Annotated in this window: 27 protein-coding genes and 1 tRNA gene; 6 read left to right on the top strand and 22 right to left on the bottom strand. The window is 65.3% G+C overall.

The window, feature by feature from the left end:
• Positions 1-9 precede the first annotated feature (9 nt).
• The 3 genes from ACO2Q9_RS19145 (at position 10) to ACO2Q9_RS19135 (ending at position 2086) form a co-directional block, all read left to right on the top strand.
• Positions 10-837, top strand: a complete 828-nt coding sequence (locus ACO2Q9_RS19145; protein ID WP_423313704.1) for a hypothetical protein — start codon at positions 10-12, stop codon at positions 835-837.
• A 164-nt stretch (positions 838-1001) separates the two neighbouring features.
• Positions 1002-1289: a proteophosphoglycan ppg4 gene (locus ACO2Q9_RS19140; RefSeq protein WP_423313702.1), complete on the top strand. Its 288-nt coding sequence runs from the start codon at positions 1002-1004 to the stop codon at positions 1287-1289.
• Between the two features lie 188 nt (positions 1290-1477).
• Positions 1478-2086 carry a L,D-transpeptidase gene (locus ACO2Q9_RS19135; protein ID WP_423313700.1) on the top strand — a complete coding sequence of 203 codons (609 nt, stop codon included), beginning with the start codon at positions 1478-1480 and terminating at the stop codon, positions 2084-2086.
• Here the strand turns inward: ACO2Q9_RS19135 and ACO2Q9_RS19130 are convergent.
• Positions 2052-3002: a YihY/virulence factor BrkB family protein gene (locus ACO2Q9_RS19130; protein WP_423313698.1), complete on the bottom strand. Its 951-nt coding sequence runs from the start codon at positions 3000-3002 to the stop codon at positions 2052-2054. The two genes, ACO2Q9_RS19135 and ACO2Q9_RS19130, sit on opposite strands and share 35 nt — an antisense overlap.
• A 124-nt stretch (positions 3003-3126) precedes the next feature.
• On the opposite strand from ACO2Q9_RS19130, the gene ACO2Q9_RS19125 reads away from it, so the two are divergent.
• A complete protein-coding gene (locus ACO2Q9_RS19125; protein WP_423313696.1) occupies positions 3127-3576 on the top strand; it encodes a GAF domain-containing protein in 450 nt (149 codons plus the stop codon).
• Here the strand turns inward: ACO2Q9_RS19125 and ACO2Q9_RS19120 are convergent.
• Positions 3497-4417 (bottom strand): mechanosensitive ion channel family protein, encoded by a 921-nt coding sequence (locus ACO2Q9_RS19120; protein WP_423313694.1) that lies wholly within the window; start codon positions 4415-4417, stop codon positions 3497-3499. The genes ACO2Q9_RS19125 and ACO2Q9_RS19120 overlap by 80 nt on opposite strands.
• A gap of 184 nt (positions 4418-4601) precedes the next feature.
• On the opposite strand from ACO2Q9_RS19120, the gene ACO2Q9_RS19115 reads away from it, so the two are divergent.
• Entirely contained in the window at positions 4602-4853 is a 252-nt protein-coding gene (locus tag ACO2Q9_RS19115) for a hypothetical protein (protein WP_423313692.1), read from the top strand.
• Positions 4854-5080: 227 nt separating this feature from the next.
• Here ACO2Q9_RS19115 and ACO2Q9_RS19110 read toward each other — a convergent pair whose 3' ends face one another.
• From ACO2Q9_RS19110 to ACO2Q9_RS19055, 12 genes are all read right to left on the bottom strand, one after another.
• On the bottom strand, positions 5081-5587 hold the full coding sequence (locus ACO2Q9_RS19110) for a hypothetical protein (protein ID WP_423313691.1): 507 nt from the start codon (positions 5585-5587) through the stop codon (positions 5081-5083).
• Positions 5584-5718, bottom strand: coding sequence for a hypothetical protein (locus tag ACO2Q9_RS19105; RefSeq protein WP_423313689.1), 135 nt, complete (start codon positions 5716-5718; stop codon positions 5584-5586). The genes ACO2Q9_RS19110 and ACO2Q9_RS19105 overlap by 4 nt, the downstream gene beginning before the upstream one ends.
• Before the next feature lie 20 nt (positions 5719-5738).
• Complete coding sequence (locus ACO2Q9_RS19100; RefSeq protein ID WP_423313688.1) at positions 5739-6257, bottom strand: hypothetical protein; 519 nt, start codon at positions 6255-6257, stop codon at positions 5739-5741.
• A gap of 1 nt (position 6258) precedes the next feature.
• Positions 6259-6936, bottom strand: a complete 678-nt coding sequence (locus ACO2Q9_RS19095; RefSeq protein WP_423313686.1) for a hypothetical protein — start codon at positions 6934-6936, stop codon at positions 6259-6261.
• A 121-nt stretch (positions 6937-7057) separates the two neighbouring features.
• Positions 7058-7133: transfer RNA gene (locus tag ACO2Q9_RS19090), tRNA-Asn, on the bottom strand.
• A 51-nt stretch (positions 7134-7184) separates the two neighbouring features.
• A complete protein-coding gene (locus tag ACO2Q9_RS19085; RefSeq protein ID WP_423313684.1) occupies positions 7185-7934 on the bottom strand; it encodes an anti-sigma factor in 750 nt (249 codons plus the stop codon).
• Positions 7931-8503 (bottom strand): sigma-70 family RNA polymerase sigma factor, encoded by a 573-nt coding sequence (locus ACO2Q9_RS19080; RefSeq protein ID WP_423313683.1) that lies wholly within the window; start codon positions 8501-8503, stop codon positions 7931-7933. Before ACO2Q9_RS19080 ends, ACO2Q9_RS19085 begins: the two co-directional genes overlap by 4 nt.
• Positions 8504-8554: 51 nt before the next feature.
• On the bottom strand, positions 8555-9100 hold the full coding sequence (locus ACO2Q9_RS19075; RefSeq protein WP_423313681.1) for a DUF3455 domain-containing protein: 546 nt from the start codon (positions 9098-9100) through the stop codon (positions 8555-8557).
• Between the two features lie 107 nt (positions 9101-9207).
• The gene (gene thiE / locus ACO2Q9_RS19070) at positions 9208-10044 is read right to left on the bottom strand and encodes a thiamine phosphate synthase (protein WP_423313679.1); all 837 of its coding nucleotides are present in this window, start codon (positions 10042-10044) and stop codon (positions 9208-9210) included.
• Between the two features lie 17 nt (positions 10045-10061).
• On the bottom strand, positions 10062-10853 hold the full coding sequence (locus ACO2Q9_RS19065) for a thiazole synthase (protein WP_423313677.1): 792 nt from the start codon (positions 10851-10853) through the stop codon (positions 10062-10064).
• A 22-nt stretch (positions 10854-10875) separates the two neighbouring features.
• A complete protein-coding gene (gene thiS, locus ACO2Q9_RS19060; RefSeq protein ID WP_423313675.1) occupies positions 10876-11085 on the bottom strand; it encodes a sulfur carrier protein ThiS in 210 nt (69 codons plus the stop codon).
• Positions 11082-12209, bottom strand: a complete 1128-nt coding sequence (locus ACO2Q9_RS19055; protein WP_423313674.1) for an FAD-dependent oxidoreductase — start codon at positions 12207-12209, stop codon at positions 11082-11084. The genes thiS and ACO2Q9_RS19055 overlap by 4 nt, the downstream gene beginning before the upstream one ends.
• A gap of 65 nt (positions 12210-12274) precedes the next feature.
• Here ACO2Q9_RS19055 and thiD point away from each other — a divergent pair, with 65 nt between their 5' ends.
• Positions 12275-13165 carry a bifunctional hydroxymethylpyrimidine kinase/phosphomethylpyrimidine kinase gene (gene thiD, locus ACO2Q9_RS19050; RefSeq protein WP_423313672.1) on the top strand — a complete coding sequence of 297 codons (891 nt, stop codon included), beginning with the start codon at positions 12275-12277 and terminating at the stop codon, positions 13163-13165.
• Between the two features lie 6 nt (positions 13166-13171).
• Here the strand turns inward: thiD and ACO2Q9_RS19045 are convergent, their stop codons facing one another.
• The 8 genes from ACO2Q9_RS19045 to ACO2Q9_RS19010 all read right to left on the bottom strand — a co-directional run bounded on the left by ACO2Q9_RS19045 (position 13172) and on the right by ACO2Q9_RS19010 (position 21254).
• Positions 13172-14482, bottom strand: coding sequence for a purine-cytosine permease family protein (locus ACO2Q9_RS19045; RefSeq protein WP_423313670.1), 1311 nt, complete (start codon positions 14480-14482; stop codon positions 13172-13174).
• Positions 14483-14707: 225 nt separating this feature from the next.
• On the bottom strand, positions 14708-15793 hold the full coding sequence (locus ACO2Q9_RS19040; RefSeq protein WP_423313668.1) for an NAD(P)/FAD-dependent oxidoreductase: 1086 nt from the start codon (positions 15791-15793) through the stop codon (positions 14708-14710).
• Positions 15794-15809: 16 nt separating this feature from the next.
• Positions 15810-16139 (bottom strand): ferredoxin FdxA, encoded by a 330-nt coding sequence (fdxA, locus tag ACO2Q9_RS19035; RefSeq protein WP_423313667.1) that lies wholly within the window; start codon positions 16137-16139, stop codon positions 15810-15812.
• Positions 16140-16235: 96 nt separating this feature from the next.
• Positions 16236-17483: a sulfate adenylyltransferase subunit 1 gene (locus tag ACO2Q9_RS19030; RefSeq protein ID WP_423313665.1), complete on the bottom strand. Its 1248-nt coding sequence runs from the start codon at positions 17481-17483 to the stop codon at positions 16236-16238.
• Positions 17483-18415 carry a sulfate adenylyltransferase subunit CysD gene (gene cysD, locus ACO2Q9_RS19025; RefSeq protein ID WP_423313663.1) on the bottom strand — a complete coding sequence of 311 codons (933 nt, stop codon included), beginning with the start codon at positions 18413-18415 and terminating at the stop codon, positions 17483-17485. Before cysD ends, ACO2Q9_RS19030 begins: the two co-directional genes overlap by 1 nt.
• Positions 18416-18445: 30 nt before the next feature.
• Entirely contained in the window at positions 18446-19066 is a 621-nt protein-coding gene (locus ACO2Q9_RS19020; RefSeq protein ID WP_423313661.1) for a phosphoadenosine phosphosulfate reductase family protein, read from the bottom strand.
• Positions 19067-19083: 17 nt separating this feature from the next.
• Positions 19084-19479 carry a DUF934 domain-containing protein gene (locus ACO2Q9_RS19015; RefSeq protein WP_423313659.1) on the bottom strand — a complete coding sequence of 132 codons (396 nt, stop codon included), beginning with the start codon at positions 19477-19479 and terminating at the stop codon, positions 19084-19086.
• Complete coding sequence (locus ACO2Q9_RS19010; RefSeq protein WP_423313657.1) at positions 19476-21254, bottom strand: nitrite/sulfite reductase; 1779 nt, start codon at positions 21252-21254, stop codon at positions 19476-19478. The genes ACO2Q9_RS19015 and ACO2Q9_RS19010 overlap by 4 nt, the downstream gene beginning before the upstream one ends.
• Positions 21255-21408 lie beyond the last annotated feature (154 nt).

The following is a 21408-nucleotide window of genomic DNA, read 5'->3' as shown; positions in this document are numbered from 1 at the left end:
CGTGCTCTGATGTCGACCGAGACGCAGACAGACAGCAACGAACCCACCCGCAACAATGGCTTCCGCTCAACGGCGGTGGCCGTTGTTGCGGGTGTGGTCATTGGTGGCGTCGTCCTGGCTGCGGCGCTGGCCTTCACCGGCAAGCGCCTGATGCCGACGGACCCACCGGCTGTGGCATCCGCGGCATTTAAGGCATCCACGGTGCAGGCTCCTGCGTGGGAGCCGGTGAAGGTCGATTTCGGCAACGAAGAGGCTTCCATCGATGCGCGTCGCCTCGCCCAGTGGGTGGCCTACAGCGGTGATCACCAACGCCTGCACTTCGTCATCCTCGACAAGAAGAACGCGAAGGTCTTCGTGTTCGGTCCGGATGCGAAGCTCGTCGGTGCGTCGCCCGTGCTGCTGGGCTACGCGCCTGGCGACGATTCGGTCGACGGCATCGGGCAGCGCGCGATCGAGCAGGTGAAGCCCCACGAGCGCACGACCCCGGCCGGCCGCTTCGTCGGCGAGCCAGGGCGCAATACGCTGGGCGAAGATGTGGTGTGGGTGGACTACGACGCCGCAGTCTCGATGCATCGCGTGCGCGCCACCAATCCGGCGGAGAAGCGGCTGGAGCGGCTGGCGTCGCCCACCATCGAGGACAACCGCATCTCGTTCGGCTGCATCAACATGCCGGTGGCGTTCTATGAGGGCGTGCTCAAGCCGGCTTTCGACAAGCGCTACGGCATCGTCTACGTGCTGCCGGAAGTGAAGACGCTGGACGAAGTGTTTGCGCAGGTGGACTCGGTGCCGCGCAGCATGCGTGTGGCTGCTTCGTCCGGCACCGCATCGACGTTGTGATGTAGCCGGTTGTATCGGTGTAGGTGCATGGACGACACGACGTAGCGCTCATCACCGACCCGGAAACCTGACCCGCACAAGCATCATTGAACCAGCCGGAAACATGAAGGATCCGGCGCTCAACCAACCGATGGCCCAGCCATCCAAAGCCAAGGAGATTCGAAATGATGAAGACCAAGCTCAGCCAAGGCCTGATCGCCGGTGCCGTTGCCATTGCATTCGCAGGTGGTGGCCTCGCCATCGCCCAGGGCAACCCGCCCAGCACGGCACCTGCCAACCCGGCCACGGCTGCTGGCCAGCAAAGCCCGCAGAACACCCCGATGGGCACCACGGGCACGCCGACCAATGAAGGCACGATGCAACAGCGTTCGGACACGATGACGTCGCCGGCCGCTTCGCCCGACATCAACAACGCTCCTGTGGAACGTCCGGCCCAGGCCGACCGTAACTGATCCCCCTCGGGATTGAAGAAAACCGGGCATCTGCCCGGTTTTTTTTGCCTGCTCGCTGATCTGTTTCTTCGTACCAACACCCGATTTGTATCAGTCGTTGAAATCGCGAAGGCCTCCCCGTACCATGTTCCGTACAGCGTGCCGCATGAGTCGTAACGTCGGCACGACACACAAGGGGATCGGGCGAAATGCGGAAGTCAGGTTGGGTGCGCGCCCTGCTGCTGGGCGCGTTGCTTGCGGGCGGCGTGGGTGCTGTCACGGCGCAGCAATCGGTGGTGCAGGAACTCGTGCGCCTCGTCGTCGCGTCCTCGGACAACGCGGGCCAACCATTCGCCATCGTCGACAAACGCGGCGCCACACTCAATGTCTACACAGCCGATGGCCACCTGGTTGCCACCACGCCTGCCTTGCTCGGGATCGCGCCCGGTGATGTGTCGGCTCCCGGTGTTGCGCAACGCGTGCAGACCGGCTTGGCCGTTGACGATCGCACCACGCCGGCCGGCCGTTTCGTTTCCGAACCCGGCCGCAATCTCAAGGGTGAGCATGTCGTCTGGGTGGACTACGGCAGCGCCTTCGCCATCCATCGCATGCGCCCGTCGGCCGCGCGCGAACGTCGCGAGGAGCGCCTGGCGTCAGCCACGCCGGATGACAACCGCATCAGCCTGGGCTGCGTGGTGGTGTCCGTGCAGTTCTACGAACAGGTGGTGTACCCGATGCTGGGGCAACGCAAGGCCCTGGTGTACGTGCTGCCGGAGTCCGGGTCTATTGCCGAGATGTTTGCGCTGACGGCGCATTGACCGCGTCCTGCCCTGCGGGACTGGCAGCGTTTGTCTCGTCCTCTTTTTTCTTCTTCCGCTCGCGGATGACCGCGTTCACCTCGGCACCGTAGATCAGCGTCGATGCGCTGATATAGAGGAACACCAGCGTCGCCACCACACCCGCGAAGCCGCCATAGATCAGCGCCAGCTTGCCCGCCGTGCGCAACGTGTAGGAAAGCAGGGCGGCTGCGCCGACCCACAGCGCCGCGCCCACCAGCGCGCCGGGGATCACCGTGCCGATGCGCTGGCGGATGTCCGGCAGCCACGCATACATGAGTGCATAAAGCACCACCAACGCAAGGTACGCGATGGCATAGCGCACCGCATCGCGTACCCAGGGCGCATCGGCACCGGCACCTTGCGCTTCCAGCAGTTGCCAGAGGTACGGCATGATGATCACCGAACTGAAGGTCACGACAATCGCACCGCCCACGACCACGGTGAAGAGCGTCACCTTGATGCGTGCCTGCCAGAAAGACATGCCTCGCCCGATGCCGTAGGAGCGGTTCAGCGCCGTGCGCACCGCTTGCATGCCCGAAGAGGCCGTCCACAGCGTGACGAGGAAACCGATGGCCAGCAGCGCCTGGTTGCGCTGGGCCAGCACCTGCTTCACCACGGGCTGCATGGCGTCCCGCACCAGCTTCGGCGCATATTCGAGAACGCGGCCGGCCAGCGCTGCGGCGTCACCGGGCTGGCCCATGTAGGCCGCCGTGGCCGACACGAGGATCAGCAACGGAAACATGGCCAGCACCGACGAGAACGCCATGCTCCCGGCCTGGTTGGCACTCTGGTGGAAGATGTAGTTTCGGAAGGCGGCAATCAGTACACCGATCACCGGGGTGTGATCGATGACGTCCCAGGCTTTCTTCAGGAGGTTCAGTGCGCGTTTCATCATGGGTTGTCCGGCATGCTAGCCCAACCCGGCACTTTCCGAGGCTTGGTGTCCTGCAGGGGTATGTCAAAAGACATGGTGTACAACCCGGCTGCTTGTAATATTGTTTTTACAATCGCGCACTGACATGCCCTTCGAAATCGACAATTTCAGGAAAGCCCTGCGCCAAGGTGGCGTGGCCGCCGCATTGCAATATCTGAATGCGCCGGTCCCGCACCGCTACACGGGCATCTATCAGCTCAAAAGCGGTTTGTTGATCAGCGCCGGGCTGCATGACAAGGCCGGAGAAGTATTGCCCGGCGATCTGATGGAAGTGCCCTTGGGTGACTCTTTCTGCCAGTTCGTGCTGCGCGACGGGTCGTTCAGGACCGAGGATTCGGGCGTGGACGGGCGCCTCGACGGGCACAAGTACAAGGGCGTGGTCCTGTCGTACTCGGGCGTACCCATCCTCGGCAATGACGGCGAACTGTGGGGCACGCTGTGCCATTTCGACACCCTCAATCGCCGGATTTCGGATGACGAGTACGAGTTCCTGCGGAAGTCGGCGCGGTATCTTCCGGAGTTCCTGCCGAAGTAGACAGCGTCAGCCCTGGCACGGGGATGACATGCAGGTCGCGCTGCGGATACGGAATGGTGATGCCGCCGGCTTCCAGCGCCTGCTTGGCCGTCTTGAGGATGTCCAGTTGTGCGTCCCACCAGTCGCTGCGCCCGATCCACACGCGGAACAGGATGTCGACCGAGCTCTCGCCCAGTTTCTGCACCTTGATCAACGGTGCCGGGTCCTTCAGCACGCGCGCATCTTCGTCGACGATCTTCTGCAGGATGGCCAGCGCGGCATCGATGTCGTCGCCGTAGCCGATGCTGTAGGTCTGATCGAGCCGCCGCATGTCCTTGTCGGTGTGTGAGTAGTTCACCAGCGTCTTGCCCCAGATCTCCGCATTGGGCAGGAAGGCGAGCGGGCCGTCGGGCAGATGCGCCTGGCACGCGAAGAAGCCGATGTTGTCGATGACGTACACCGTGCCACCGACGCTCACGGCGTCACCCACCTTGAATGGCCTGAGCAGCAGCAACATCGTGCCTGCCGCCACATTGCTCAGCGTGCCTTGCAGCGCCAGGCCGACGGCCAGACCGGCAGCGCCTATGGCGGCGATCAGGCTTGCCGTCTCGACACCGAAGCGCCCGAGAACGGCGATCAGCGTGAAGATCATGACCGCGACGCGCACGATCTGGCCCGCCAGCGTGTGAAACACCGGATCGATGCGCGCAGAGCGGCTCAGCGCCCTCGTGACCACGCCGCCGGCCCAGCGTGCGACTATGAACCCGGCGGCGAGCGTGAGCAGCGCGCCGGCGATGTTGCCGCCCCAGGAGATGAGCAGCGCGGGCAGGAGTTCGGTGTAGTGGCGGATGGTCTCGTTCATGTCGCGGTTCAGGTTAACAGCCAGTCCTGCCGATGCATGCAAGAAAAAGTTGCGAGACGCAAGAGCCGGTTAGCACAACGCTGACCTACAAAAGCGGTACGAATCGGACTACACCGCTGACTTCGCCCGCCGGGGATGCTACGGACAAGCCCGGTCAGGGCATCCAATTCCAGGCAGGCCGCACATGCATCAATGGTTCGAGGAAAGCAGCTACGACGTCATTGCCAGCTCCACCGCCAATGAAGACGGCAAGTGGCAGCCCGTTGCCGTATTCAGCGACGTGCAGTCGCGTGGGCAATACAAACGACCCATCTCCACATGCCAGTGGGACCGGTGTTTCGACAGCGAGGAGCTGGCGCGCGATGCTGCGATTGAATGGGCCCGACTCGCGGTGAAGAACGGGAAGGTCTCCCTTTCGCTCGCAGGACGGACGTAGCGAAGCTTCGACTGCCGCCAAGAAAAAAGCACCTAGGCCTGATGACCTAAGTGCTTTGTCCATTTCTTGTTTTGGCTCCCCGACCTGGGCTCGAACCAGGGACCTACGGATTGACAGGCCACGGTCCGAACAGGCTGGAAAGCGGCGCCACTGCAAGGTTTCATGGGGAACGATGCCCAAAATTTTAGGCGGCGTTGGCGCAAACCGACCTAGCAACCATGCGGGTTTCAAGCCTTCGGTACTGGATATTTGGCATCAATGCGCTGGGACAGCGCGGACGCTGCATTGCGCACCTGAAGGACCAGTTTGTGGAACTCGATGATGTCAAAGCTCAGGCCGATCCACGGGATCTTGGACTCCCGAACCACGCCACCGGCGTCGCTCTGCAAAACCTCCGATCGGTGGTGCGTGACTGGTGCGTGTGCCACCAAGTCATGGCGGATCAGGACCACGCTGTCATGCAGTGCTCGAAGCTCCCGATCCTTGCTGCAGGGCAAATCGTCCCAGTGAATCGTGCCGTAGGGTTCGCCCAAGCTCTCGTTGGCCAGGAAATTCCGGGCATACATCACGAGACAAGCCTTGAGCAGGCCTTCCACGATGTCGTCCTTCCGGTAAAGCGCTGGGCGAGCGAGGAGGACTTCGTTTCGCCCCTCGAGCATGTGCAGCACCTCGTTGAGATCGCGCGCCAAAAGGGCCGCGCGGTCAGCCAAGTACTGCCGGTTGGCCTTTTTCATGCCAGCGCGAGAGAGTTCGCGGTAACGGTCTCGCGCCAGCGCTGCTTGATGTAGATCTCAGTGGTGGTCTTGCTGGCGTGCCCGCACAGCTGCTGGATCGTCTCAATCGGCTCCTTGGCGATGTAGTACATGTCGGTCGCTCCCTTGCCCTTCAGGTCCCGGAACCGGGGTTGCGCTTGACGCCGGCACCTTTCAGGCACGGGTTGAGCTGCAGGCCAGGCACTGAGCCCGTCCGCAGCAGCCAGCCGAAGCACGCCGAGAGGGTGGCGCGTTCGATGTTGGCGCGCCGCGTGCGGCCGGCCTGTGCGTTGATGTCCAGGAACTTCTGGACCATGGCCGCCGTCACTTGGGTTGGCGTGAGGCCCTTGCCGAAGTAGATCCGCAGTGGGGTGTCTTTGTCATCGGTGCCAATGGCACCGGCGTAGTCGTCGCGGGTGCGCTGCGCCATCTTGAAGCCCTTGACCGTGGATGTGGACTTGACTCGCTCGTCGCAGTGGCGCACGAACATGTCCAGCCAGTAGACCATCGTGCCGTATTTGCGCTCGGGGTCATTGAGCAGGCGGCCGCGCCGCGGCCCAATGCGCTGCGGGTAGTCGCCGCCGATGTAGGCATAGCCAGGAAAGATGCTGTCTAGGCGCTCTCTGCGGGTGGTCTCGTATCGGTTGCACATGCTACGTAGGGACTCGCGAAATGAATAGCGCAACCCCGGCTCGCATGAGGTCGACCTGCTCCTTTTTGTATTCCGCGTAATGCCCGTGAGCGGCGTTGTTTCTCAGATCAAGCCAACTCGTCACTGACTTTTGATCCTGCATGTTGTACGCCGAGGCTTTGTGCAGATCAACATTCATCGCTTCTGCCTTTTTCGCTACTGCTCGGCCAGCACCGTTGATGAATTGCAAGTCTATGCCGCGACGGCGGCACAGCGTGCGAAGGTGTTCTTCCAACACGCTGCCGATCATGACTGCCGCCGCATCTTTAAAGCCTGCTTCCAAGAGGGCGTCAGCCATATCGAGAAAATCGCCACAGATGTCGGCGGCGACGAGCGATCGGTATGACAGGGCCCACCCTGCCTGAATCTCATCACGGACTTGCGCAAGGATTGCGAGGCCGCTGTCGATGGACGAACCGAGATCGTTTCGCGTGTGGGTCTCGAATTCCTTAACGTATGAGTGCTCCGCTCCAAAAACGCTGGAGAGGAAAGAAAGCACTCCAGCGCGAAACCCATGCATCAAACCACCGTTGATGTATATGACGCTGCCATATGCGCGATCTTGGCGTTTCGTCGCAAGGACCGCCTTGCCGGTTGCCTCAAGCGCATTAAGCCGTTGTTCTATCGTCGCTTTGTCCATTGAACTCCTCCTTGGTTTAGAGAGTACTGGATATTAGGCAATTGCCAAATAAGCGCCCAATAAGGAAAAAAGCCCGCTATCGAAAAAATAGCGGGCTTTCCAGTGGCCATGCGGCCTCGTTTGGCTCCCCGACCTGGGCTCGAACCAGGGACCTACGGATTAACAGTCCGGCGCTCTACCGACTGAGCTATCGGGGAATGGAGCCTCAGATTATAGCCTGATTTTCCAGGCCTCCGGAAGCCGCCTGATCAGCTCTGCACCTTGACCGCGCGCCCGATGAACAGGATGGGACCTGTGGGCCTGTTGAGCGGCGAGCCCTGCGCGGGTTCGAGGGTGAGTTCGAAAAGCTGGTTGTTTTCCAGCGGTGGCAGCCGGTCCAGCGGCACCTTGAACGTCTGGCCCGGCGCGACGAGGCCGAGCGACATCGGCCCGCTCCATTGTTCGCCCTTGGTCCAGAACTGCAGCGACTTGTCGGGTGGCACGGGGGTGGTGCCCAGCGGCACGAGGGAAAGGGGCTCGTTGCCGGCACCGGCTTGAACCACCCACCCCGGCGTCTTGTCCTGCGGCGCGACGAGCACTACCAGATACTGCGTGCCGCTCACCGGCGCGGTGCGTTGCAGGCCCACGGCGGCCAGCACGGCCGCGAGCGCATAGCCGCCGACTGCGGCGTAGCGCCAGAAGTTGAGGCTGCTCCACCAGTCCCGCCATGTACCGGCAGTGCCTGCTTTCGCAGCACCCGCAGGCATCAGCGCGGCCACACTTTTTTCGATGCGCTGCCAGAGCCCCACGCCGGGTTCGACGGGCTCGGCAATGGACGTCAAAGGCAGCAGGCGTTCTTCCCATGTGGCGACTGCGGCGCGCAGGGCAGGCTCATGGGGCAGGCGTGCTTCCACGGCTTGCCGCGCGTGCGCGGAGAGGGTGCCGAGCACGTATTCGCCGGCGACCCGATCGACCTCGGGGTCGATGTTGCCGGGCGATGGGTGGACAGGCGTATTCATGACGACATGCACTGGCGCAGCGAGACCATCGCACGTTGCAGCCAGGCTTTCACGGTGCCCAGCGGGTGGCCGGTGCGCTGGGCGATTTCTCCATGCGAGCAGCCGTCTACATAGGCGTGGAGGATGCAGTCGCGCCGCTCGGCGGGCAACGCGTCCAGGCAGCGTTCGAGCCGGCCCCAGTCGGCGCGCAGCTCGAAGGCGGGTTGGGCATCACGGTGGGCTTGCATGGCTTGTTCTGCTTCGACGGCTTCGGTGGCTTCCTCGTCCAGGCTGACTTCACGTGCGCCATTGCGCACCTGGTTCAGTGCGGCGTGGCGCACGACACTGTAGATCCATCCGCGCGCGGAGCCGAGCGACGCATCGAATGTCGACGCGCTGCTCCAGATGCGGACGAAAGCATCGTGCAGCACGTCTTCGGCTGCCGCTTTCTCTCGCACGATGCGCACGGCCACGCCCAGCAGGAAGCGCGATTCGTGACGGTAGATGGCCGCCAGCGCTGCATGGTCGCCGCGCGCGCAACCCGCGAGGGCTGCGGCGTGGTCGAAACCGGCGTTGGGGGCTGGAGGCATCGCGGCATCATAAGCGCCCGCGCTGCCCCGGCCCTCCGGCGTCGCCGCGTTTTATGCGGCCTTCCAGAAGATGTAGTCGGCCTGGTACTTCACGGTGGTCTTCTGACCACGCGTCATGGCGTTGCACGGCATGTCCGGTGCGACGCCGCCCTTCAGTGCGACGCGCTGGATGTAGGTGACACCCGTCATCGCGCCCGAACCCATGGCGGGGTTGGCCTTCACGAGCTGGTAGGGCAGGTTGCCTGCGCCGGCGGGTGCCACGGCCAGTTGCGTGGCGGTGACCTTGGAGCCGTCGTTCGCTTCCCAGGTGGCCGGCGGGCCGTAGTACTTGCCGACGGTCTTGCCGGCGCGGTCGGTCAGCACCGCATTCGGGCCGGCGAACACCCACTCGACCTTGCCCGCGTTGTCCTTGCATTCATACGTGATGTCGCCTGCGCCCACGGTTTCCCATGCAACGCGGTTGCCCGAGGGCACCTGGATGGGGCCGGGCAGGTCGGCCTGCGAGAAGGGTTTCGAGCCCATCATCGGGCCGGACGCACAGCCGGCCAGGACCGCGACAGCGGCGATGGCACTCAGGGTGGCACAAGTCTTCTTCATCATTCGTTCCTCACGTGGATTGGGGCAGGCACCATGCGCTGCCTGCCTGTACTACCCACGGCGCAGCCATCTGGATGCAGCGATTCCGGCCGAATGGTGAGAAAACGTTACCGAGAGGGCGGTGCCTTCATCAAGGCGGTGAGCCGCGCGGCAGCAGCCTCCGGGTCTGCCTCGCCCGTGATGGCGCGCACCACGGCAATGCTGCCCACGCCGCTTTTCATGACGTCCGGGATGCGCGTCGCGTCGATGCCGCCGATGGCGACGAGCGAATGGTTGCTCATGAGCTTCGCATACGCGTACAGCCGCTCGAGTCCCTGCGGTGCTGTCGGCATGGCCTTGAGCGTGGTGGGGAACACGGCACCCATGGCCACGTAGCTCGGGCTCACCGCGTCTACGCGGCACATTTCCGCATAACCATGGGTGGACAGGCCCAGCCGCAAGCCGGCTGCGCGGATCGCGGGGAGATCGGCCACGTCCATGTCCTCCTGCCCGAGGTGCACGCCGTAGGCCCCGGCATCGATGGCGTCCTGCCAGTGGTCGTTGATGAAGAGCAGCGACCCGGTGCCCTTCACCGCTTCGACGGCGGCGCGTACCTCGCGCACGACGGCGGCGCGGTCATCGGACTTGAAGCGCAACTGCACCGTGGGCACGCCTGCACGTGCCATGCGGCCGACCCATGCCGCGTCGGGCAGTACGGCGTACAAGCCCAGCGCCTTCGGGCAAGGCGCGAAGGCATTGCTGCGCGGCCAGGGGAGCAGGCCGAAGTCGGCGGGGTCTTCGGGCCAGGCCTCGGGGTCGAAGTGGCCGGTACGTTCGGTCTGGCGTTGCCATGCATCGGCCAGGCAGTCGGCATCGGCCGGAATGAAGCCACGCGCCTCGCAGATGGCACGTGCGGCGTGCCACGTCTCCGGTTGCAGGGCAGGGCGCTGTGGGGTGGAGTTCATGTGTGTTGTCTCTCGATTCAGGCGCCATGCCAGAACGGCGTGCCGAGCACGGGGGTGCTGGGCTGTGCGGCCTGCTGCTCGGCCATCGCACCGGCGATGAACGCGTCGCGCCCGGCCTGCACGGCGCTGGCGAACGCGCCAGCCATCTTCACCGGGTCCTGCGAGAGCGCAACGGCGGTGTTGAGCAGCACGGCGTCGTAGCCCCACTCCATCACCTCGCAGGCGTGCGAGGGCAGGCCGAGGCCGGCATCCACGATGAGCGGCACCTCGATGCGTTCACGCAGCGTGCGCATGGCATACGGGTTGATCGCGCCCTTGCCGGTGCCGATGGGCGCGGCCCAGGGCATGACGGCCTGGCAGCCGATGTCCACCAGACGGCGGCAGAGCACCAGGTCTTCGGTGCAATACGGCAGCACCTTGAACCCGTCCTTGATGAGCTGGCTTGCGGCGTCCACGAGGTTGAGCGTGTCGGGCTGCAGCGTGTAGTCGTCGCCGATGAGTTCGAGCTTGATCCAGTCGGTCTCGAAGACTTCGCGCGCCATCTGCGCGGTGGTCACGGCTTCCTGCACGCTGTGGCAACCCGCGGTGTTGGGCAGCACGGGCACGCCCAGGCGCTTGAGCATCTGCCAGAAGGCCTGGCCGGCTTCTGCGCCGGTGGCGCTCTGTCGGCGCAGCGAGGCGGTGACCATCGCGGGCCTGGCGATGGCCACTGCCGCTTCGAGGACGGCGGGCGACGGGTAGCGCGACGTGCCCAGCAGCAGGCGGCTCTGGAAGGTTTCGCCGTAGAGGGTGAGTGTGTCTCGGGTCATGGTGTTGTCTCCGGCTCGCTTCTCAACCGCCTGTCACCGGCGAGATGATCTCGATGCGGTCGTTTTCGGCCAGCGGCTGCGCTGCATAGCGGGCGCGTGGCACGAACTGCTGGTTCACGGCGGCGGCGAAGGGCGGCTGCAGTTGCAGTGTGGCGACGGCGGCGTCCACCGCGTCGGCCAGCATGGCTCCGTCGGGCAGCTCGTGTGCGGCGTTGTTGATCAGTACTTTCATTTCAGCAGGTCGAACTGTCTGGCGACGGTGTCGTCACCATGGGTCAGCAGGGGCAGCGCGGCGTCGAGCATCGTGGGCGCGATCATGAAGCCGTGGCGATACAGCCCGTTGATGTGCAGCACGCCCGGCGCGCTCTGGTGGATGGCGGGCAGGTTGTCGGGCAGGGCCGGGCGGCATTGCGTCGCGACTTCGAGGATACGCGCTTCGGCAAAGCCGCTGTGCACGGTGTAGGCCGCGCTCAGCAATTCCAGTGTGGAGCGCACGCTGGCAGGCGACATGTCGTCCGATTCGATTTCGGTCGCGCCGATGACGAAGAGGTGATCTTCCTTCGGCGCGATGTAGATCGGGTAGCGCGGATGCATGAGGCGTGTCGGGCGCGACAGCGTCACTTCGGGCGCATGCACGCGCGCCACTTCGCCACGCACACCGCGCAAGGCCGTGCCGCCTCTGGCGTGCGGCCAGGCATTGCGCGCGCCCAAACCGCGGCAGTCGATGACCCACTGCGGCTGGCCCGCTTCGCCCGCGCGGAAGTCACCCGTCTCCTTCGGGCTGTTCCAGTGCATGGGCACGTTCAGTGCCTGCAGCTCATGCAACAGCGCCGCGAGCAACTGGCGGTTGTCCAGCTGTCCTTCGCCCGGCAAGTACAGCGCCTGCGGAAAGCGGCCGGCAAGCGAGGGCTCCAGTGCGGCAATGCGCGCTGCTCCGGCCTGCTCGATGGCGGCGAGGCCGTCGATGCCCCGGGTGGTCGTTTCAACCTGCCTCAGGAAGCGCGCGGCTTCGGGCGCGTCCTGCCGGTGCCACACGACGAGCGTGCCCTGCTGCTGGAAGAACACAGGCTGCGAAAGTTGTGCCAGCAACTCGGGCCACCGGCCCAGCGCGTGGACACCCATGCGCACGACCACCGGCTCGGTGATGGCGGATTCGGCCAGCGGCGCCAGCATGGCGGCGGCCACGCGCGCGGCGGCGCCGTCCGCATCAGGGCCGGCGGCATCGTGCAGCTCGCAACGCCAGTCCAGCCGTGCGAGCTGTACGGCCAGCAGGCGGCCCATCAGGCCCGAGCCGAGGATGACTGCAGACTGGGGGGCAGCGCTGCCGGTGCGATGGGGTTGAGGGGAGGATGTCATGTATCGAAAGCCATGCGGCGTACTGCGAACGTGCCACGCGGGCCCGCGTCGCGCATAATTTTGCAATGCCCACCGAACCCAGCCCGGCCGCCATGGCCACAGCAGCCATTCCCCAAGCCATGTCCAAAGCAACGACCCGCTACGCCCGTGTCCTGTCCATTGCAGGCTCCGACTCGGGCGGCGGCGCGGGCATCCAGGCTGACCTCAAGACCTTCGCGGCGCTCGGCTGCTACGGCATGACGGCCATCACCGCGCTCACGGCGCAGAACACGCTGGGCGTGACGGGCATCCACGGTGTGCCTGCGGAATTTTTGAAGGCGCAGCTCGCGGCCGTCATCGAGGACATCGGCGTGGATGCCATCAAGATCGGCATGCTGCATGCGCCCGAGATCGTGCATGTGGTGGCTTGGGCCATCGACACGTACAGGATCGAAAAGGTGGTGCTCGACCCGGTGATGGTCGCCACCAGCGGCGACCGGCTGATCGCCGAGGAGACCGTGAGCGTGCTGGTGAAGGAACTGTTCCCGCGCGCCACCGTCATCACGCCGAATCTGGACGAAGCCGTGCTGCTGCTCGGTCACCCCATCGGCAATGCCGGAGAACTCGAAGCGGCCGCTGCAGAACTGCTGGCCATGGGCGCGCCGATCGTCCTGCTCAAGGGCGGGCATCTTCCCGGTCAGCAGGTGACCGACGTGCTGGCGCAGGCAGGCACTTCCGCGTTGCGCCTGACCTCGCAGCGCATCCCCAGCGAGAACACGCATGGCACGGGCTGCACGCTGTCGTCCGCCATCGCCGCGCATCTGGCGCAGGGGTTCTCGCTGCCCGAGTCGGTGGCGCGGGCCCGTGCCTATGTACTCGCCGCCATCAAGGCAGGCGCCCACGTGCAGACCGGGCGCGGCCACGGCCCGCTCAACCACGGGCATGCACCCGTGGCGACGAAGCTGTTGCCGCTTTGACTTCATTTACACCGCGCGCGTCGAAGGGCGCGTGACATAGGCGAGCACGAAGGTCAGCGCCAGCGCGGGCAGGGCAGAGCCCGCATCGGGCGCGAATTTGCCGCACAGGTGGTAGGTCGCGATGCCTGCGATCCAGATTGCGATGGGCACGGCGTTCGCCTTGGGTGCGCGCGCGAGCTGTGCAGCGGCATCCACACCGAACGCCAGGCGGCCGAGGATGGTGCCGAACAGCGGCACGAACACCGAGCTCAGCATCAGCAGGAACGGCTCGAGGCTGTGCATGGGCAGCACCATCGCGACGCCCGTGCAGACGATGGCCATGATGAAGCCCCACTGGCGCACGCCCCAGCGCGGCATCAGGCTGTGGGCAGACACCGAGCCCGAGTACGCGTCGCCATAGGCGTTGTCCACCTCGTCGATGAGGATGAGCGACAGCGCGATCAACCCGCCCTGCGCCAGCAGCAGCGCAGCGACGAGGTTCTCGCTCGGCAGCGTCAGCGCCACCAGCACACCCAGCGTGTAGCACCAGGCGTTGGCAATCGCATAACCGAGCCACGTGCCGCCCAGCGCGCTGCGGCCCGAACGGCCGTGGCGCGCGTAGTCGGCCACCAGCGGCAGCCAGGAGATCGGCATCGCGATCACGAGGTCGAGCGCGGGCAGCACACTCATGCCGCCGTCGCCCTTGCGGTTCCACAGCGCGTCGAAGCCCTGCGCGTTGGCCATCCCGATGAACTGCCAGCTCAGCCACAGCAGCGACAGCACCACCAGCGGCAGCGCAAAGCGCGCGATGAGCTTGCGCACCACGCGCACCATCGACCCGCTGATCAGCAGCGCAACGACTGCGCCCCAAAGCAGGGTGGCGCCGGCCATCCACACGGGGGACGTCGCCGATTCCGCGAGGCCCGAACGCGCGGCGATGGCGACCGTCGATTCGCGCATCACCACGATCTCGAATGCGCCCCAGCCGATGAGTTGCACGATGTTGAGAATCACGGGCAGGCGTGCGAATGCGCTGCCGTAGACGGCATGCATCAGCCCAGCGCTGGCAAGCCCGCTGTCGGCGCCGAGCTTGGCGACCCAGCCGAGCAGGCCCGCGCCGAGCAGCGAGCCGAACACAATGGCGATGACCGCCTCCTTGGTACCGAGCGCTGGCATGAGGTACGCACCGACCTGCATGACCAGCAGGCCGACACCCAGGCTGAACCACAGCGACGCGTGGTCATGCCAGCCGAATGAGCGTTGGGACGCGGACATGGGCGTCAGCGCCTCGTTGCCGGACGACCCGGGCGAAAGTGTGTTGTCAGTAGAAATTGCCATCAAATTGCTCCATGCAATGTTTGAGGCAGGTGGGCGAAATCTGGCCGGAGAAGAGGCTGCAAGAGACGCGGCCACCGGCAACTGGACTTGGCTTCCCTGCGCGAGGATTACCTCAATCAGGTTCAAAGGGACTCTCTCAGTCTTGCCGGCCTTGCGGCCGGTTCGACACCCCTAGCGGATGCGCCCTTGCGGGCACGAAGCGGATTTTAGGCCATCAGGCCGGCATCAGGCTGGATCGGTGCCGTCGGTCTGCACGGTCACGCCCAGCAGGCGGTGCAGCCGCGTGCTGGTGGTCGTGTATTCGAGGTGAAGCGTCTTGCCCGGATAGACAACAGCCGCTGCGCCATACGCGGCGAGGGCGCATTCGTGGAAGGCAGAAACCAGCAGCTTCTTCTTGCCCGGGTAAGTGTTGATGTCGCCGATGGCGAAGATGCCGGGCTCGCTGGTGGCGAACGTTCCGGTGTCCACCCTGAGTTGCTTGCGCTCCATGTCCAGCCCCCATTGCGCGACGGGGCCGAGGCGAGGGGACAGGCCGAGCGAGACGATCATCGCGTCCAGCGGCAATGAACGGGTGCTGCCGTCGGGCAGGGCAAGGTCGAGGGCCGTGAGCGTGTCGCCCCGGGCTTGCTGGCCGACGATCTGCCCGATGACGACCTCGATGGCACCCGAAGCACGCAGCGCCTGCAGGCGGGCCAGTGCCTCGGGCGTGGCATCGAACACATCGCGCCGATGGAGCAAGGTCACGCGGTGCGGCTTGTCCGTTGAGGCTTCCGCCAGGCGGATCGCCCAGTCCACCGCTGTTTCGCCATGGCCGTGGACAACGACGCGCTTGCCTGCAAACGCAGACGCATCGGCGGGCTGATACCGGATCTGCCCACCGATGAACGGCTCCAGCCCCGGCACCTTGAGCGACTTCGGCTGGAATGCGCCGACACCGCCCGCAATGACGACGACCCGGGTCAGGAAACGCGTGCCCTTGGACGTGGCGAGCAGGAAGCGCCCATCGTCCTGCCGTTCGAGCTCGGTGACTTCCTGCCCCAGATGCAGCGTGGCCCCGAAAGGTTCGATCTGCTTGAGCAGCGCTTGCGCCAGTTCTCGGCCGGTGAGTACCGGCACGGCGGGAATGTCGAAGATGGGTTTGTCCGGGTACAGCTCGACGGGTTGGCCACCCGCCTGGGGCAGCGCATCGACCACGTGAGCCCGGATTTCGAGCAGGCCGAGCTGGAAGACGGAGAACAGGCCTGCAGGGCCTGCGCCAATGACGACGGCGTCGGTTTCGATCAGGTCGGTGCGGTCGTCGAAGGCGCTCACAGTGCGGGCGCTGCGGTCAGCGGATCAGCTCCGAGAGCTTGCCGGTCTTGTCTTTCCACTCGTCGGCATCGGGCAGCGCAGGCTTGCGCTTGGTGATGCTCTTCCACTCGGGGTTCTGGGCGAGTTCCGCGTTGAGTTTGATGAAGGCGATCTGGTCAGCCGGCACGTCTTCTTCCGCGAAGATGGCGTTGGCCGGGCATTCGGGGATGCACACCGCGCAGTCGATGCATTCATCGGGATCGATGATCAGCATGTTCGGGCCTTCGCGGAAGCAGTCCACGGGGCAGACGTCCACGCAGTCGGTGTACTTGCAGCGGATACAGGATTCGGAGACGACGTGGGTCATTTGGAATTTTGGGCGATCGTAAAGGCGAAGCCGGATCAGCAGTACGTGAAAACCCTCGATTTTAGGCGTTTTGTGCGTGGGACTGCGGCGAAGCCCTCAGCGAACCAGCACGGCGCCGGAGGTCTTGTGCGAAGCGGTGTCCACCAGCACCAGCGAGCCCAGCGCACGCGCACCGGCGAACGGGCGCACGGCCAGCGGCTCCTGCAGCGCCAGTTCGACGTGGCCGATGGCGTTGGCCGGCAGTTCGGTGGCGTCTTCCTCGGCGAGCGTGTTCACATCCAGCCTGTGCACGATGCGGCGCACCTTGGCCTTCACCCAGCGGTGCCCGTGCAGCGCCCAGTAGACGCGGCCGGCGACCAGCGGCTCGTCGTCCAGCCAGGCGATGGTGGCGCTCAGTTCTCGCGACGCCTCGCCACTGCCTTCGGCCAGCAACCAGTCGCCTCGGGACACATCGACCTCGCGGTCGAGCACGATGCCGGCGCTGTGGCCGGCGGCGACGTCACCCGGCTTGCGCACGTGGTTCAGCACCTGTGCCACCGTGGCGGTCTGTCCGCTGGGCATGACGGTGATTTTCTGGCCCGGCGTCACCTGACCGGCAGCGACGCGGCCCCAGAAGATGCGGCGGCCCTGTGACGTGTCGGACGAGGACGAGAACTTCTCGACCCATTGCACGGGGAAGGCGAAGGCCTGATCCACGTCCGCCGGGGTGGCTGGCAGGGTTTCGAGCAATTGCAGCAGGCCAGGGCCTTCGTACCCGCACCAGCCGGCACGGGGTTCGACCACATTCCAGCCTTTCAAGGCCGAAACCGGCACCACAGCGCGCACCTTGACGCCAGCGGCAGCGGTGAACCGTTCCAGTGCCGCACGGATGTGGGCGTAGGCCGTGTCAGGCGCGTCGACAGCGTCGAGCTTGTTGATGGCGAACACGATGGATGGCACGCGCAGCAGGTGGGCCAGCAACGTGTGGCGGCGCGTCTGCACCAGCAGTTCGAGTGCGGGGTCGGCCCAGTCGAGCTTGGTGGCGTCCACCAGGACGACGGCGGCGTCGGCGCTGGAGGCGGCGGTCACCATGTTGCGCGTGTACTGTTCATGGCCCGGCGCGTCGCCGATGATGAACTTGCGCGCTGCCGTGGAGAAATAGCGGTAGGCCACGTCGATCGTGATGCCCTGTTCGCGCTCGGCCGACAGGCCGTCGGTCAGCAGCGCGAGGTCGGCCTCGCCGCTCTTCGACACGCTGGCCAACTGGTCCTGCAGCACGGCGCGGCTGTCTACCAGAAGCCGGCCGATCAGCGTGCTCTTGCCGTCGTCCACGCTGCCACAAGTAATGAATCTGAGGGCGTCCATCAGAAGTACCCGTCCTTTTTGCGCTTCTCCATGGAAGCTTCGGATGTCTTGTCGTCCATGCGCGTCGCGCCGCGTTCGCTCACGTCGGTGGCCAGCGTCTCGATGATCACGGCGTCCGCGTCGGCGGCCAGGCTTTCCACCGGGCAGGTGCAGGTGATGTCGCCCACGGTGCGGAAGCGCACGTCGCGTGTCTCGATCTGCTCTCCGTCGCGCGGGGGGGTGAGGTCGGTCACCGGCACCAACAGGCCGCGGCGTTCGACCACCTCACGTTTGTGCGTGTAGTAGATCGACGGCAGTTCGATGTTTTCGCGGGCGATGTACTGCCACACGTCGAGCTCGGTCCAGTTGCTGATGGGGAACACGCGGAAGTGTTCGCCCGGCTGCAGGCGCGTGTTGAACAACGTCCAGAGTTCGGGGCGCTGGGCCTTGGGTTGCCACTGGCCGAAGCTGTCGCGGTGGCTGAAGATGCGTTCCTTGGCGCGCGCCTTCTCCTCGTCGCGGCGGGCGCCGCCGATGAGTGCGTCGAAGCGGAACTCGTCGATGGCTTCCAGCAGGGTCACCGACTGGTGCACGTTGCGGCTTTCGTCGGGGCGTGCCAGGCGCACGGTGCCGCGCTTCATCGAATCTTCCACGCTGCGCACGATGAGCTCGGCGCCGAGTTCCTTCGCGCGCTGGTCGCGGAAATCGGTCACTTCGGGGAAGTTGTGACCGGTGTCGATCATCAGCAGCGGGTAGGGCAGGTTGTTCGCGCCGAAGGCTTTTTCGGCGCACTTCAGCAGCACCAGCGAGTCCTTGCCCCCGGAGAACAGCAGTGTCGGGCGCTCGAACGCCGCCGCAACTTCACGCAGGATGAAGATGGCTTCTTCTTCGAGCGCGTCGAGATGGCTGTTGCCGAGCGTTGTAAGGGCTTGGGGTTCGGTCCGGGCGTTCATGGATGGGGTCGATGGGCGATCAGTGGGCCGTCAATGGGCAATGTGCAGCCCGCATTCACGGTTGTCTTCGGCTTTGGTGGGATCGACGTAGTCGAAGTTGTTGGGCAGGCCGTGCTGCGCGCAGTACTCGTGCAACTGTTTCGACGACCAGTGCAACAGCGGCGCGACCTTGATCAGGCCATCGGGGTTGATGCTGACCGGCTCCATCTGCGCGCGCACGGCGGTGTCGGTGGCGCGCAGCGCGGTGAACCAGACCTTGGGCGCTGTCTCGCTCAAGGCGCGCGTGAATGGCTCCAGCTTCACCTCTTCGGTGAAGGCGGCGTGACGCGGATCGTCGATGGAAGGCGTCGGGCCGTCCACGGCCTCGCGATGCGCACGTGTGCGGCGGGGCAGGTAGATCTTCAGCTTCAGCCCGAGCTGCTTCGTCAGCTCGTCGGCATAGCGGTAGGTCGCCTCGGTGTTGTAGCCGTTGTCCATCCAGATCACCGGCACATCGGCGTTCGCGCGCGTGACCATGTGCAGGATGACGGCTTCGAACGGCCGGAAGTTCGTGGTGACGATGGTCGGTTCGTTCAAGGCCACGGCCCAGTTCACGAGCCCTTGCGCGTCGTGGCCGAGCGCTGCATTGATGTTGGCGAGGTCGATGCGCATGGTCCCGGTTGCCTTGTTCAGGCGGTGGTGGCGAAGTGCGGCTGCACGTGCACCGCATCACCCTGGTAGAAGCCCTTGAAGCGTTCGAACTGGCGCTGCGCGTCGGCCGTGCCCAGCCCCTGCTTGAGCACGGCGCTGGAGAAGCCGGTGCGCTCCATCTGCACGAGCTGGTCGATCAGCACGTCGCCAGTCGCACGGATTTCGCCCGTGAACCCGCGGCGACGGCGCAACAGGAAGGCCTGACTGAAGGCCCGGCCGTCGGTGAACGCCGGAAAGCTGAGGTCGATGCGCGTCACGCTTTCCAGCGACAGTGCGAGCGGGTCGGCGTCGTTGGCCAGCACCACGACGCGGGTGTCGCCCTCGGCGGGCGGCGTGTGGTCTTCGAACGCGAGGAGCTGGAGGTGCTGCGTCATGCCACTTCCTCCACCTTGATGCGGGCCGCATTGGCCGCAGCCTTGAACGGGTCGAGCCCCAGTCGGCGCACGGCGCGCTGGAAGGTTTCACCCGGTTCGCGGTGGTCGCGGTAGGTCGTGAGGACGGCTTCGATCACGTCGGGAACTTCGGCTGCCGAGAAGGACGGGCCGATCACCTTGCCGGCCACGGCCGCGCCGCTCAGGTCGCTGCCGTCGGAACCGCCAAGGGTGACCTGATACCACTCCTTGCCGTCCTTGTCGACGCCCAGGATGCCGATGTGGCCGCTGTGATGGTGGCCGCACGAGTTGATGCAGCCGCTGATGTGCAGGTCGATCTCGCCGATGTCGTCGAGCTCGTCCAGGTCCTGGTAGCGCTCGGTGATGGCGGCGGCAATCGGCAGCGAGCGCGCGTTGGCCAGCGCGCAGAGGTCGCCGCCTGGGCAGGCGATCATGTCGGTGAGCAGGTGCACGTTGGTGCTGGCCAGACCCAGGTCGCGCGCGGCTTGCCACAGCGCGGGCAGGTCTTCGGCATGCACCCACGGCAGCACGACGTTCTGGTCGTGCGTGACGCGGGCTTCGCCTGCCGAGAAGCGGTCCACCAGATCGGCGAGCGCGTCGAGCTGGTCGGCCGATGCGTCGCCGGGCGCCTGACCCACGCGCTTGAACGACAACGTGACGATGCGAAGGTGCGGCTGCTTGTGCGGCGCCACGTTGCGCGAGAGCCAGCGTGCGAACGGCGCGCTGGCAGCGGCCTCGCGCCGCAGCGCTTCCTCGACCGCGGCCAGGTCGGCAGGCTGGCGCTGCGCCAGCTCAGGCGGCACGAACGAAGCGGCCACGCGGTCGAACTCGGCCTGGGTGATGAAGTGCGGGCCGCCGTCCACCTCGACGATCTGGCGGAACTCTTCCTCCACGTCGTCGATGTATTTCTGGCCTTCGGCCTTCACGAGGATCTTGATGCGGGCCTTGTACTTGTTGTCGCGCCGGCCGTAGCGGTTGTAGACGCGCACCACCGCTTCGAGGTAATTCATGAGCTGCTGCCAGGGCAGGAACTCGCGGATGATGGTGCCGACCACGGGCGTGCGGCCCATGCCGCCACCCACCTGCACCTTGAAGCCGATCTCGCCGGCCTCGTTCTTGACCAGGTACAGGCCGACGTCGTGCCAGCTGGTGGCGGCGCGGTCTTCCTTCGACGCCGAGACGGCGATCTTGAACTTGCGCGGCAGGAAGGCGAACTCGGGGTGCAGCGTGGTCCATTGCCGCATGATCTCGGCGTAGGGACGCGGGTCGGCAATCTCGTCCACGGCCACGCCGGCGCGCTCGTCGGTGGTGGTGTTGCGGATGCAGTTACCACTGGTCTGGATGCCATGCATGTCGACGCTGGCCAGCAGGTCCATCACGTCGGCGCTTTTGGCCAAAGGAATCCAGTTGAACTGCACGTTGGTGCGGGTGGTGAAGTGCGCGTAGTGCGTGGGCAGGTAGGTGGTGCCCATGGCGCCTTGGGTCGTCAGGGCCTGCTGGTAGATCTCGGCTTCGGGCTGGTCGTATTCGCGTGCGATCTTCGCCAGCGCGCGGATCTGGCGGCTGGCGATCTCGCCGTAGGGCACGGCCACCCGCAGCATGGGCGCGTAACGCTGCACATACCAGCCGTTCTGCAGGCGCAGCGGGCGGAATTCGTCCTCGGAGAGGCGGCCGTCGGACCAGCGCTCGAGCTGGTCACGGTACTGGTCCGCGCGGGCCCGGACGAACTGTTTGTCGAAGTCGGTGTATTGGTACATCGTGGTCAGTGGAACGGCCGCCCCGGGGGGCTTGGTTCTCGCAGGAAGTGGACTGTAAACAGGGGGCTTATGAAAACAAACTATCTTTTTGTTCGCGCTTTATGCGGATAAGCTTATGCACGAGCACTGGCGCGGGTTTGCGGGCGCTGAAAAG

This window comes from Variovorax sp. VNK109, assembly GCF_049445855.1.
GTDB lineage: Bacteria > Pseudomonadota > Gammaproteobacteria > Burkholderiales > Burkholderiaceae_C > JAGOCV01.
This window is presented reverse-complemented; position numbering and strand designations above follow the sequence as displayed.